The following is a 12,889-nucleotide window of genomic DNA, read 5'->3' on the forward strand; positions in this document are numbered from 1 at the left end:
CGGTCCATGAGCATCACCGGTTCCGGGGGCCTCACAGACCCCGGGAGTCTCACGGGTGCCAGGAGCCTCAACGGCCCCGGGAGCCTCCCCGGGCCTGCCTGGCGGATGGGGCGAATGCGGCGGACGTGGCGCTTCTGGCCCGCTCGCCCCGGGCTCCCCACTGTCGTACGAATCCATCCCGCCCCGATCCCCTTTGGTGCCCGCCGGTCTTCAGGCCAGTTATCCACAGGGTTGACACCCTAAGGGCCCTCGCCCCACCATTGAAGTCCATGAACCGAACGATCGGTCGGTAGGGGGCACTCGATGGCGACAGTGGCGTACGGGACAGACGGGGCATCACAGCCCTCAGCAGCCTCGGACCCGTCAGGGATGCCCTCGGCCGGGTCCGAGCAGACGAACCAGGCCGCCTTCGACGCCGCCGTGGCCGCGGACGAGCGGATCGAGCCGCGGGACTGGATGCCGGACGAGTACCGCGCCTCGCTCGTCCGCCAGATGGCCCAGCACGCCCACTCCGAAATCATCGGGATGCAGCCCGAGGCCAACTGGATCACCCGGGCCCCCTCACTGCGCCGTAAAGCGATCCTGATGGCGAAGGTCCAGGACGAAGCGGGACACGGCCTCTATCTGTACAGCGCGGCCGAGACCCTGGGAACGGGCCGCGAAGAGCTGCTCGACAAGCTCCACTCGGGCCGCCAGAAATACTCGTCGATCTTCAACTACCCCACGCTGACCTGGGCCGACATCGGCGCGGTCGGCTGGCTTGTGGACGGCGCGGCGATCACCAACCAGGTGCCGCTCTGCCGCTGCTCGTACGGTCCGTACGCCCGGGCCATGGTCCGGGTCTGCAAGGAGGAGTCCTTCCACCAGCGCCAGGGCTTCGAGCTGCTGCTCACCCTCAGCCGCGGGACCCCTGAGCAGCACGCGATGGCACAGGACGCGGTGGACCGCTGGTGGTGGCCCTCGTTGATGATGTTCGGCCCGCCGGACGACCAGTCCGCGCACTCCGCACAGTCCATGGCCTGGAAAATCAAGCGCCACTCCAACGACGAGCTGCGCCAGCGCTTCGTGGATATCTGTGTCCCCCAGGCCAAGACCTTGGGGCTCACCCTCCCCGACCCGGATCTGCGGTGGAACGAGGAGCGCGGCCAGCACGACTTCGGCAGCATCGACTGGACCGAGTTCAAGGAAATCCTCAAGGGAAACGGCCCGTGCAACGAACAGCGGATCACCCAGCGCCGCCGGGCCCATGAGGAAGGCGCCTGGGTCAGGGAGGCGGCGACCGCGTACGCAGCGAAGACAGCAGCCGGTGCGGCGAAGAGCGCCACCGCGGCAGAGCAAGGGAAGGCGCGCGCATGACCGCCACATCCGAGAACGGCCCGGCCGCAGGCGACTGGCCGCTGTGGGAAGTGTTCGTACGCTCCCGGCGCGGTCTGGCCCACACGCACTGCGGCAGCCTGCACGCCCCTGACGCGGAGATGGCCCTGCACCACGCCCGCGATCTCTACACCCGCCGGAACGAAGGCGTCTCGATCTGGGTGGTCCCCTCCACGGCTGTGACCGCCTCCTCCCCCGACGAGAAGGACTCGTTCTTCGAACCGGCCGGCGACAAGCCCTACCGGCACCCCACGTTCTACGAGATCCCGGAAGGGGTGCAGCACCTATGACCGCGGCTCTCGCCCTCGGCGACGACGCACTGGTCCTCTCCCACCGGCTGGGGGAGTGGGCGGGCCACGCTCCGGTCCTGGAAGAGGAGGTGGCCCTCGCCAACATCGCTCTCGACCTGCTGGGACAGGCGCGGGTCCTGCTCTCCCTGGTGGGCGACGAGGACGAGCTGGCGTACCTCCGCGAGGAGCGCGCCTTCCGCAACCTCCAGCTGGTCGAGCAGGAGAACGGCGACTTCGCGCACACCATCGGCCGCCAGCTCTTCTTCTCCACCTACCAGCACCTGCTGTACGAACGGCTCGCCGGTGGAAACGGGCCGCTCGCGCCCCTCGCCGCGAAGGCGGTCAAGGAAATCGCCTACCACCGGGACCATGCCGAGCAGTGGACGCTGCGGCTTGGCGACGGGACGGCCGAGAGCCATGAGCGGATGCAGCGGGGGCTGGACACGCTGTGGCGTTTCACCGGCGAGATGTTCCAGCCCGTCGAAGGGGTGGCCACGGAAGACGTGGACTGGGCCGACCTGGAGGACAGCTGGTCCCGTTCAATAACGGGGCTGCTCTCCCGGGCCACACTGTCCGTGCCGACCGGCCCACAGACCGGCGCCTGGTCGGCGGGGGCGGGCAGGCAGGGCCTGCACACCGAACCATTCGGGCGGATGCTCGCCGAGATGCAGCATCTGCACCGCAGTCACCCGGGGGCGACATGGTGACCACCACACCGCTCGAAGCGGAGTTGCGCCGACTCGCCGGAGCCGTGCCCGACCCCGAACTCCCTGTCGTGACACTGGAGGAGCTGGGCGTGCTGCGCCGGATGGAGATCCTGGGCCCCGGCCGGGTCGAGGTCGAGCTCACCCCGACCTACACCGGCTGCCCGGCCATCGAGTCGATGTCGTCCGACATCGAACGGGTCCTCCACGACCACGGAATACCGGATGTCTCCGTGCGTACCGTGCTGTCGCCGGCCTGGTCGACGGACGACATCAGCGACGAGGGCCGGCGCAAGCTGGCCGAGTTCGGGATAGCTCCCCCGCGTCCGACCGGCCCGGTGGCCCTCGCCCTGTCCATCCGCTGCCCCCACTGCGGATCGACCGACACCGAGCTGCTGAGCCGGTTCTCCTCGACGGCCTGCAAGGCGCTGCGCCGCTGCGCCACCTGCCACGAACCCTTCGACCACTTCAAGGAGTTGTAGATGTTCCATCCGCTCCGGGTGAGCGCGGTCGAACAGCTCACGGATGACGCCGTCGCCATCACCTTCGCCATACCCGCCGAGCTGCGTGAGGCGTTCCGGCACACCCCAGGCCAGCATGTGGCGCTTCGGCGGATCGTGGGCGGTGCGGAGATCCGGCGTACGTACTCGATCTGTACCCCGGCGGTCGAAGCACCCGGCGAACCGGTCGTACGGGTGGGGGTGCGGCTGGTGGAGGGCGGCGAGTTCTCCACGTACGCGCTGAAGGAGCTGGGGGTCGGGGACACCGTCGAGGTCATGGAGCCCATGGGCCGCTTCGTCTTCGAGCCGCGCCCCGGCCGGTTCGCGGCGATCGTCGGGGGCAGCGGCATCACACCGGTGCTCTCCATCGCGGCGACGCTGCTGGCCCGCGAACCGGATGCGCGGTTCTGCCTGATACGCAGCGACCGGACCGCGGCCTCCACCATGTTCCTCGACGAGGTCGCCGACCTGAAGGACCGCTGGCCGGACCGCTTCCAGCTGGTGACCGTGCTCTCCCGGGAGGAGCAGCAGTCAGGTCTGCCCTCGGGCCGGCTGGACCAGGAACGGCTGACGGGACTGTTGCCCGCGCTGCTGCCGGTCGCGGATGTGGACGGCTGGTTCCTGTGCGGCCCGTTCGGCCTGGTGCAGGGGGCGGAACGGGCACTGCACGGGCTGGGGGTGGCCAGGAACCGTATCCATCAGGAGATCTTCCATGTCGACGACGGCACCTCCGCGGTCGCGGCAGCCGCCGCTCCGGCGTCGGCTGCTGCTCCGGCCCACAGCACGCTGACCGCCACCCTTGACGGACGCTCGGGCAAATGGCCGGTGCGGGAAGGGGATTCGCTTCTCGAAACGGTCCTTCGGAGCCGTTCGGACGCGCCGTATGCCTGCAAGGGCGGAGTGTGCGGGACATGCAGGGCGTTCCTGGTCTCGGGTGAGGTACGGATGGACCGCAACTACGCGCTGGAGCCGGAGGAGACCGAGGCGGGTTATGTGCTGGCCTGTCAGTCGCATCCGCTGACGCCGGAAGTGGAGCTGGATTTCGACCGCTGAGAGCAATCGCGTTCGCCGGCAACTGTGTTGGGACCTGCGTTGTGGCGCGGGTTGGGGCGCTGTTGGGGCGTGTGTTGGCGGGGGAGTCGTTCGGCCGTGTCACTGGGTTGCCGGGTCGGTGCGTCGCCGGTGTTCCGTATCGCGGCCCCTTGACCTAACCTGACGCCCCATCAGAAACTTGGACAGGCTGAGCGGACTGAGCGGGCCGAGCAGTCTGAACAGGTCGGCGCGGGAGGACAGGGCTGTGGACTTCACCTTCACCGAAGAGCAGCAGGCGGCGGTTGAGGCGGCAAAGGCGGTCTTCTCGGGCGTCGCGCCCGACGGAGTACCGAGCCCGGCGCTCACCGCGGGCGCGGTGGCCGAGGACTTCGACCGAACCCTGTGGGGGAAGCTGGCGGAGGCGGATCTGCTGAGCCTGGTCGTGGCGTCCGAGCACGGTGGGGCCGGGCTCGGACCGATCGCGCTCTGTCTGGTTCTGCGTGAGTCCGCCCGGGTGCTGGCCCGGGTGCCGCTGCTGGAGACCAGCGCGGTCGCCATGGTCGTACAGCGTTACGGCAGTGCGGAGTTGCGGGAGGCGGTCCTGCCCGCCGTGGGCCGCGGTGAGCTGGTCCTCACCGTCGGCGCCAATGGCCGCACCGGCCACGATCCCGCCGAACTCGCCGTCACCGCACGGCGCGACGGGGACGGCTGGGTCCTCGACGGGGTGCAGAGCGGGGTGCCCTGGGCGCAGACCGCGGACCGGATCGCGGTGCCGGCCCACACGCCCACGGGAAGCACCGTGCTGGCGTTGATCCCCCGTGAGCCGCGCGGGGCCGCAGGAGCCACAGAGGCCACCGGGGCAGCTGGAGCCACCGAGACCGCTGGAGCTGCTGGGGCTGCTGGGACTGCCGGGGCCAGCGGGCTTGCTCTGGCCGAGCAGATATCCACCAGTGGAGAGCGCTTCGCGGAGGTGCGGCTGGACTCGGTCCGTGTCGCGGGACGCGATGTCGTCGAGGACGACGGCGCCTGGGAGTTGCTGCGGGATCTGCTGACCACCGGGACCTGCGCGCTCGCGCTGGGCCTGGGCGAGGGGGTGCTGACGATGACCAGCGCCTATACGAGCAAGCGGGAACAGTTCGGCTTCCCGGTCGCCACCTTCCAGTCGGTCGCCGTCCAGGCCGCGGACCGCTACATCGACCTCCGCGCCATGGAGGTGACGCTCTGGCAAGCGGCCTGGCGCCTCTCCACCAGCGCGGGCGGCCCGCTTCCCGCAGCCGGGGACATCGCGGTGGCCAAGATCTGGGCCTCCGAGGGCGTGCGCCGTGTCGTCCAGACCGCACAGCACCTGCACGGCGGCTTCGGGGCGGACACGGACTATCCGCTGCACCGGTACCACGCCTGGGCCAAGCAGTTGGAGCTGTCACTCGGCCCGGCAGCGGCTCACGAGGAGGCGCTGGGTGACCTGCTGGCCGCCCACCCACTGGGCGGCTGACCCCACGCCACCCGGCCCGGCCCACTGGACTGACCCCCCGAGCCACCCGGCCCGCCGAGCCGGCCCACTGGGCTGCCCCGAACCACCCGACCGCCCCGGCGACAGTGGGCCCGGGCCGGGCGGGGGCCGCGTCAGTCAGAGTACGTACGCCGGGTCTTCGCCGTCCGTCACCATCGGGCGCCCGGCGCCTTCCCAGGCGAGCATGCCGCCGTCGACGTTCACCGCGTCGATGCCCTGCTGCACCAGGTACTGCGTGACCTGGGCGGAACGGCCACCGACCCGGCAGATCACGAACGCCTGCCGACCGCCGTCGGCCACCGCCTCGGTCACTTCACCGAAGCGCGCCACGAACTCGCTCATCGGAATGTGCAGCGCCCCCTCGGCGTGCCCGGCCGCCCACTCGTTGTCCTCCCGGACGTCGAGCAGCAGACCGTCGGCCGGTACCGCCGCGATATCCACCTGGGGCAGCGAGGCGAAATTCATGGGTCATGCCTTCTCTCGTACAGCTCGTACAAACAGGGCCGGGGGTCACCCGAAACGCTACTGCACCGCCTCGGCCAGCTCGGCCTCACGCTCGGAGACCTGGGCGAGCAGCTGCTCCGCGATCTCCTCCAGCAGCCGGTCGGGGTCGTCGGGTGCCATCCGGAGCATCGCGCCGATCGCGCTCTCCTCCAGCTCCTGGGCGACCAGGGACAGCAGCTCCTTGCGCTGGGAGAGCCACTCAAGCCTGGCGTAGAGCTCGTCGCTCTCGCTGGGCTCCGCGGTCTCCTGGACCGGACCGGCGGCCCACTCATCGCCCAGCTCCCGGAGCGCCGCCTCGTCACCGCGCGCGTAGGCGGCGTTGACGCGTGTGATGAACTCGTCGCGCCTGTCCCGTTCCGCGTCGTCCTGCGCCAGGTCGGGGTGTGCCTGCCTGACCAGCTCGCGGTAGAGCTTGCGGGCCTCCTCGCTGGGCCGTACCCGCTTCGGCGGCTGCACCGGCTGCTTGTTCAGCATCGCCTGTGCCTCGGGCGGCAGCCCCTCGGAGTCGATCCAGTCGTGGAACAGCTCGTCGACGCCGGGCATGGGCATCACCATCGCCCGCGCCTCCCGGGCCTTCGCCAGGTCCTCCGGGTCGCCGCTGCGCGCGGCCCTGGCCTCGGCGAGCTGCGCGTCCAGCTCGTCCAGACGTGCGTACATCGGACCGAGTCTCTGGTGGTGCAGCCGGGAGAAGTTCTCCACTTCCACCCGGAAGGTCTCCACCGCGATCTCGAACTCGATCAGTGCCTGCTCGGCGGCGCGTACGGCCTTCTCCAGCCGCGCCTCCGGCCGCTGCTCGCCCATGGGCTGCCCGCTCTGGTCGTCGTCGTTCCGGGTGGTCGTGCCCCCGGTGGCATCCTCCGTCACCCGTCCAGCCTACGGGCGCCAGGCCCCCACAGGTCACGCACCCGGCCTCACCCGGCGCCGTTCCACAGCTGTGTCGCTTCGGAGCTGTCGCAGGGGGCCACCACCGCGTTGCTGCTGATCCGCAGGCACTGCCAGTACTGGGTGCTTTCGAGCGTGCTGCCTGACGATGTCCTGGCGCCGATCTTCCAGTACTGGCCCGACCTGCCGTCGCAAGAGTCCATGTTGGCGTAACCGTTCGCCATGAACGCGGTGAGGCAGTCGCCGCTGCCCTTGTTGATCACCTTGAAGGTGCCGCTCGGGCCGGGCGAGAAGGTCCATTCGAAGTAGGGGTTCGACTCCGACGCACAGGAACCGCTCACCGCGTATCCGCTGGGAGCACCGCTGCTCGTGTCGTGTTGCAGGCAGCGGCCATCGGCGGCGTCCTTGATGCGGTACGTACCCGCTGAGCCGATCTTGCCCGCCCCACTCGTCCCGCCCTTTCCGCCGGTCCCACCTGTCCCGCCCGTGGATCCGCCCTTCGAGCCACCCTTCGAGCCGCTCGACGACCCGCCTTTCGATCCACCGCTGGACCCGCTCGACGACGTCCCGCCCGCCGCGCCTGTGGTCCCGCCCGCGGTGCCGGCCCGCCCCGGCTTCGGCCCCTGAGCGGCGCCTCCCGGCCCGGCCGGAGCCGAGCCGTGCGCGGATTTCGACGGTGCCGCATGAGCCGGCCGCACCGGCGACGCAGACCCGCTGCGCCCCGCGGACGGCGAGACCGAAGGGGACACCACAGTGGACGGCTTCCCGCCGGCGTCCGGCGACGACGAGTACGGAAGGAGGTGGACGGCGGTGAGTCCTCCGACGGTCAGGACCACCGGCAGGATCGTGATCAGGATGCGGTTGCGGCGCTTGCGCGATCCGGGCGCACGCCCGCCTTCCGGGGGACCACTCGGGCGATCACTGGTGACCACGTGGGCTTCGGGTGCCGCTGCCCCCGGCTCCGCTTCCGGCCCCAGCACCCCTGCCTTCTCGGGCCCCGCCGCCGGGCCGGCTTCGGGCTCTCCGCCCGACTTCGGCCGTAAGTCCGCGGTGGCCGAGTCGAGTTCGGCGAGAGCGGGCACGGTCGCCGCGAAGGCGGCCCGCTGTTCGAGCTGCTCGGCGACGGCCGCGGGCCAGGGGGGAGCAGCGGCAAGGTCACGTTCGCGGGCATGCGCCTGGGCGCGTTCGAGCAGGTCAGCGGCAGTGGGACGGTCGGCCGGTGACTTGGCGAGGCACTCAGCGACGACATCGGCCAGACCGGGGTCCATGGCGCGCACCGCGGAGAGGTCGGGCGTGCTGTGCACGATGCGGTAGAGGACCTCCAGGCCGGATCCGCTGCCGAAGGGCGAGTGGCCGGTCGCCGCGTAGACCAGCAGACTCCCGAGGGCGAACACATCCGCCGCACCGGTCAACGGTCGGGCGGATTCCGTCTGTTCGGGTGCCATGTACTCGGGCGTGCCGAGAATCATGCCGGTCTTGGTCAGCCGGCTCTGGTCAGCGGCCCGCGCGATGCCGAAGTCGATCAGGGTGAGGCCGTCGAGGGTCAGCATCACATTGGAGGGCTTGAGATCCCGGTGCACCATGTCCAGTGCGTGCAGCGCCTCCAGGCGGCCGGCCATATCGCGCAGCAGCGGCCAGAGGGTCTCGCGGGGCAGCGGGCCGCCGTGCAGCCGCAGCGCCTCGGACAGGGTGAGCCCGGGGATGTACTCGGTGGCGAACCACGGCGGGTTCGCGGTGCGGTCGGTGGCCAGCAGCGGGACGCTCACACCTGCGGGCAGCCTGGCCAGGTTGTCGAGTTCGTGCCCGAAGTGCCGCAGGAAGTCCGGGTCTTCGGCCACCAGCGGAAGTACCCGCTTGACCGCGGTGTAGCGGCCCGACGCGACCCCGAGATACACCCGGCCCATCCCGCCTGCGCCGAGCAGGCCGAGCAGCGGAAACGGACCGATCCGCCGCGGATCGTCCGGCGCCAGTGGTGAAGCCCCACTGCCCTCCAGATCGAAGCCGCGTCCCTCGCTGTGCTCTCTGTCCTCGCTGTGCTCCCCGTACGCACCCATGTGCGGCACGCTAGCCGAGGACGGTAGCCCCTACCATCCCTGCCCGGGGACGCGTCGGAGGCTGTAGCAGGGTGGGGGCGTACCCGTTACCTTCCGGGTCACCCGGGTGGTCAACTCCGCTTCCGGGTCACCCGGGTGGTCAACTCCGCCTGCGGTACGGGCAGTCGGCCACGGCCCAGTGCCACGCACGGCTGCCGGGCGCACACACCTGCGCCTCGCGCCCGGCGCGCAGGCCGGGCGCTCTGCCTGCCCTCACACGCCGACCGCTTCTTCCAGCTCCTCCTCCGTGGCCTCATCAGCGGGCTCGGCCGCGGACCCGTTGACGGACCCATGGGCAGGCTTGTTGGCGGCCCCATCGGCAGTCTCTGCAACCGTTTCTTCGCCGGTCCCCTCCCGGCCGGCCGGCGACACCGACCTCTCCGCGGGAGCGGCCCCCGTACCGGCGGCGCGTACGGCCGACTTGCGGCGACCCGCCTCGACCAGCCCCGCGACGCCCATCACGATCAGACCCGCCAGCAGCCAGAACGCCAGGACCAGCACATTGCCGCCGAGGGCATGACCACCGAAGTACACATGGCTGCGCACGCCCTCCACGAAGCCCGCGCCGTTCCAGAAGGCGTGCAGCGCGCCGAAGAAGCCGGGCTGCAGCTCGGGCCGGAAGATCCCGCCGGAACTCGTGAAGTTGAGCATCACGAACAGCACCATCACGCCGAGCGTCGTCCACCGCTTCAGGAAGGTGTGCAGCCCCACGCCGACGAGCAGGATGCCCGCAGAGTAGATGCACGCCATGGCCCAGACCCCACCGAGCCCGTGGTCGACCAGATGGAACACCGGCCCGGCGAAGGCGGCACCGATCGCGCTCACCACCAGGGAGGTCCCGAGCGCCAGCAGGGCCCTGATCCGCAGCGGAAGCACCGCACCGGCCCCGCCGATCACCGCGACGGAGGCGTACGAGCCGATGCTCAGGGCGACCAGCAGGAAGAAGATGCCCTGCCCGGTCGGGTCACCGCTCGCCGTCGGCGCCACGTCGGTCACCTTGAGCGGTTCGCCCTGCTGGGACGCGACCTGCGTGAAAACCTTCTCGACCGCGGTGGCCGTGGTGTCGGACGACGCGGAGGCGACGACCAGCTCGGGGCTCGTACGGTCCGGCACGAAGGCGCCGTACACGTCCTGGTCCTTCAGCTGCTGGACCGCGGTGCCACGGTCCGGGACGGTACGGACATCGAGCGCGCCGTCGGCCTTGTCGTGCAGCGTCTGGGCCAGCACCTGCGCGCTCGGCCCGGATCCGACGACCGCGACCCGGAGTTCATGCGGCTGCGGGGAGTGGAACGCTCCCAGGTACGCGAGCCCCATCCCGATGCACATCAGCAGGGGCATGACGAGATGGCCGAGGACATGGCGCAGAGCAGCCCCCGTACTGACGGCACCGTTCGTGGGGCCTGCGGACATCGGACACCTCTCCTGCTTGACTGCCGTTCGGAGTCACTAGTTGGCTTTTACAACCTTCTATTCGAGTTGTACTATACAACTAATAACCAGGAGGGCACAACATGACCGGCAACGACCACCGGGACCACGACGCGTCCGTCGACACCATTCAGCGCGAACTGACGGCCTTCGCCCGGCGCGCCCGCGCCACAGCGGCTCGCCTGCACCCCGAGCTGCCCCTGGTCTCGTACACCCTGCTCGCGCACATCGACGACAGCCAGGGCTGCCGGGCGACCGATCTCGCGGCCCATTACATGCTGGACAAATCGACGGTCAGCCGTCAGCTCGCGGTGCTGGAGAAACTCGGCCTGGTCGAGCGGCGCCCCGCCGCCGATGACCAGCGGGTGCAGGTCCTCCACCCCACCGAAGCCGGTACGAAGAAACTCGCCTCGTCCCAGGGCAGCCGGCGGGCCGCCGTCCGCGACCGGCTGGCCGACTGGAGTGAAGAAGACCTCGACCGCTTCGCGACCTACCTACTGCGTTACAACTCAGCGGAGTTGAGCTGAGCCGAGCCGAGCCGGGCGAGCTGCGCCGACCGAGCCGAACGCCGAACGCCGAGCGGCACCGCATTGGCATCGACACAGGCACCGGCACCGCATTGGCGTCGGCACCGGCACCGGCACCGGCACCGGCACCGACAGAAGGCGGTCAGCAGCGGCCGCCGCTCTCCGGGAGATACATCTCCGCCCACTGTCCGAGCTCCTTGAGGGCGGGGCCGAGCGCCCGGCCCACCTCGGTCAGCCGGTACGAGACGCGCAGCGGGGGCCCTTCGTCCACCTCGCGCACGAGAAGTCCCGCCGCCGCGAGTTCGGTCAGCCGGTCGGAGAGCATCCGCTCGCTGATACCGGGAATGGCCCGGCGGAGGTCCGAGAAATACACGGACTGCTGCATCAGGACGGCCACGATCAGCCCTGTCCAGCGCTTGCCCAGTAGCTCGAAGACGCGCGTGATCGCCCCGCCGACCTGTTTGCACGTCTGCTCGCTGTGTTCCGCCATGCCCTCAGAGTACTGAGTGCGGGCCACTCCGTGAGTAGCTGCGGAAAAGTAAGGGACTATGCTATTTATAGGTACACATGGTTTTGGGTATCACGCCCCCCTCACGCTTCATGGAGAACGACATGGCCACTCTTCTGCACATCGACTCCGCGGTCTTCCCGCAGGGCTCCGCTTCCCGCGACGTCACCTCCGTCTTTGTGAACGCCTGGCGGGAGCAGCACCCCGAGGGCGTGGTCGTCTACCGCGACCTTGCCGCTGACCCGGTGCCGCACCTCGACGCCGCCGCCGCGGCCGCGGGCGCCGAGTCCCCGCTCCGCGCCGAACTGGCCAATGAGCTGGCCCAGGCGGACGCCGTGCTGATCGGCGCCCCGATGTACAACTTCTCGATCCCCTCGACCCTCAAGGCATGGCTCGACCACGCGATCATCGCGGGTCACAACGGTGGCGGCGCGGAGAGCCCGCTGGCCGGCACGCCGTTCACGATCGTGGCCAGCCGCGGCGGCTCCTACGCTCCCGGGACGCCCCGGGAGAGCTTCGAGTTCGTCCAGAACTACCTGGAGAAGCTGCTGACGGGGATGTTCGGCGCCGAGGTCGACTTCATCGTCCCCGAGCTGACCCTGGCCGCATCGCAGCCCGCCATGGCCGACCTGGTCCCGCTCGCCGAGACCTCGCGCGCCAAGGCGCTGGACGAGGCAGCGTCGAAGGCCAAGGCACTCGCCACCCGCCTCGCCGCCTGAACCAGCACGGCAGACACAGAACCCCCGCGCGGCTCACATCGGCCGACGCGGGGGTTTCACGTGAAACTCGGGCCTCGAAGCCCGGCCCCACAGTCCTGAGGGCCAGTCCTCAGACGCTGACACCGAAGTCGGCGGCGATACCCGCCAGTCCGGAGGCGTAGCCCTGGCCGACCGCGCGGAACTTCCACTCCACGCCATTGCGGTAGAGCTCACCGAAGACCATCGCGGTCTCCGTCGACGCGTCCTCGCTCAGGTCGTAGCGGGCGATCTCCGCTCCGCCGGCCTGGTTGATCACGCGGATGAACGCGTTGCTGACCTGACCGAAGCTCTGGCCACGCTCCTGCGCCTCATGGATCGACACCGGAAACACGATCTTGGTGACATCGGCGGGCACCGCGGCCAGGTCGATCTTGATGGACTCGTCGTCGCCCTCCCCCTCGCCGGTGAGATTGTCGCCGGTGTGCTCGACGGAGCCGTCGGGGCTGGTCAGGTTGTTGTAGAAGACGAAGTGCCGGTCGGACACGACCTTCCCGGAGTCGTTGCACAGCAGTGCGCTGGCATCCAGGTCGTAATCAGCGCCCGTCGTCGTACGGACGTCCCAGCCGAGGCCGATCAGCACGGCGGTGAGGCCGGGCGCCTCCTTGCTCAGCGAGACGTTGCCGCCCTTGGCGAGGCTCACACCCATATTGCTTCCCTTCTCGAATCCAGCGGACGGGCGCGGGGCGCCCCGGTTGTTCCGTACGGCCCATTGAAATCTACAACACTGTAGAAATCATGTCGCGAGTCCTGTGACGCCGCTGGATACGATGCCCCTGCGC

14 protein-coding genes are annotated in these 12,889 nt (G+C 70.0%); 8 read left to right on the top strand and 6 right to left on the bottom strand.

Annotated elements, in window-relative coordinates; genetic code table 11:
* Nucleotides 1-369: 369 nt before the first annotated feature.
* The 6 genes from paaA (at nucleotide 370) to OG510_RS18165 (ending at nucleotide 5,392) form a co-directional block, all read left to right on the top strand.
* On the top strand, nucleotides 370-1,356 hold the full coding sequence (gene paaA / locus OG510_RS18140) for a 1,2-phenylacetyl-CoA epoxidase subunit PaaA (RefSeq protein WP_406138052.1): 987 nt from the start codon (nucleotides 370-372) through the stop codon (nucleotides 1,354-1,356).
* Entirely contained in the window at nucleotides 1,353-1,664 is a 312-nt protein-coding gene (gene paaB, locus OG510_RS18145) for a 1,2-phenylacetyl-CoA epoxidase subunit PaaB (protein ID WP_164263491.1), read from the top strand. Before paaA ends, paaB begins: the two co-directional genes overlap by 4 nt.
* On the top strand, nucleotides 1,661-2,371 hold the full coding sequence (gene paaC, locus OG510_RS18150) for a 1,2-phenylacetyl-CoA epoxidase subunit PaaC (protein ID WP_406138054.1): 711 nt from the start codon (nucleotides 1,661-1,663) through the stop codon (nucleotides 2,369-2,371). The genes paaB and paaC overlap by 4 nt, the downstream gene beginning before the upstream one ends.
* Nucleotides 2,365-2,850, top strand: coding sequence for a 1,2-phenylacetyl-CoA epoxidase subunit PaaD (gene paaD, locus OG510_RS18155; RefSeq protein ID WP_406138056.1), 486 nt, complete (start codon nucleotides 2,365-2,367; stop codon nucleotides 2,848-2,850). The genes paaC and paaD overlap by 7 nt, the downstream gene beginning before the upstream one ends.
* Nucleotides 2,851-3,921: a 2Fe-2S iron-sulfur cluster-binding protein gene (locus OG510_RS18160; RefSeq protein ID WP_406138058.1), complete on the top strand. Its 1,071-nt coding sequence runs from the start codon at nucleotides 2,851-2,853 to the stop codon at nucleotides 3,919-3,921. It begins immediately after the preceding gene.
* A gap of 244 nt (nucleotides 3,922-4,165) precedes the next feature.
* On the top strand, nucleotides 4,166-5,392 hold the full coding sequence (locus OG510_RS18165; RefSeq protein WP_406138060.1) for an acyl-CoA dehydrogenase family protein: 1,227 nt from the start codon (nucleotides 4,166-4,168) through the stop codon (nucleotides 5,390-5,392).
* 135 nt (nucleotides 5,393-5,527) lie between these two features.
* Here OG510_RS18165 and OG510_RS18170 read toward each other — a convergent pair whose 3' ends face one another.
* The 4 genes from OG510_RS18170 to OG510_RS18185 all read right to left on the bottom strand — a co-directional run bounded on the left by OG510_RS18170 (nucleotide 5,528) and on the right by OG510_RS18185 (nucleotide 10,299).
* Complete coding sequence (locus tag OG510_RS18170; RefSeq protein WP_406138061.1) at nucleotides 5,528-5,875, bottom strand: rhodanese-like domain-containing protein; 348 nt, start codon at nucleotides 5,873-5,875, stop codon at nucleotides 5,528-5,530.
* Nucleotides 5,876-5,932: 57 nt separating this feature from the next.
* Nucleotides 5,933-6,715 (bottom strand): hypothetical protein, encoded by a 783-nt coding sequence (locus tag OG510_RS18175; RefSeq protein WP_406142444.1) that lies wholly within the window; start codon nucleotides 6,713-6,715, stop codon nucleotides 5,933-5,935.
* Between the two features lie 110 nt (nucleotides 6,716-6,825).
* A complete protein-coding gene (locus OG510_RS18180; RefSeq protein WP_406138063.1) occupies nucleotides 6,826-8,850 on the bottom strand; it encodes a protein kinase domain-containing protein in 2,025 nt (674 codons plus the stop codon).
* Nucleotides 8,851-9,102: 252 nt separating this feature from the next.
* Entirely contained in the window at nucleotides 9,103-10,299 is a 1,197-nt protein-coding gene (locus tag OG510_RS18185) for a hypothetical protein (RefSeq protein ID WP_406138064.1), read from the bottom strand.
* 101 nt (nucleotides 10,300-10,400) lie between these two features.
* On the opposite strand from OG510_RS18185, the gene OG510_RS18190 reads away from it, so the two are divergent.
* Entirely contained in the window at nucleotides 10,401-10,844 is a 444-nt protein-coding gene (locus OG510_RS18190) for a MarR family winged helix-turn-helix transcriptional regulator (protein ID WP_406138065.1), read from the top strand.
* A 142-nt stretch (nucleotides 10,845-10,986) separates the two neighbouring features.
* Here OG510_RS18190 and OG510_RS18195 read toward each other — a convergent pair whose 3' ends face one another.
* Entirely contained in the window at nucleotides 10,987-11,334 is a 348-nt protein-coding gene (locus OG510_RS18195) for a winged helix-turn-helix transcriptional regulator (protein ID WP_406138066.1), read from the bottom strand.
* Between the two features lie 122 nt (nucleotides 11,335-11,456).
* Between OG510_RS18195 and OG510_RS18200 the strand changes: the two genes are divergently transcribed.
* Nucleotides 11,457-12,071, top strand: a complete 615-nt coding sequence (locus tag OG510_RS18200) for an FMN-dependent NADH-azoreductase (RefSeq protein ID WP_406138067.1) — start codon at nucleotides 11,457-11,459, stop codon at nucleotides 12,069-12,071.
* A 109-nt stretch (nucleotides 12,072-12,180) separates the two neighbouring features.
* Here the strand turns inward: OG510_RS18200 and OG510_RS18205 are convergent, their stop codons facing one another.
* Complete coding sequence (locus OG510_RS18205; protein WP_164263466.1) at nucleotides 12,181-12,756, bottom strand: TerD family protein; 576 nt, start codon at nucleotides 12,754-12,756, stop codon at nucleotides 12,181-12,183.
* Nucleotides 12,757-12,889 lie beyond the last annotated feature (133 nt).

The organism is Streptomyces sp. NBC_01089 (assembly GCF_045162975.1).
In the GTDB taxonomy this organism is placed as follows: Bacteria; Actinomycetota; Actinomycetes; order Streptomycetales; family Streptomycetaceae; genus Streptomyces.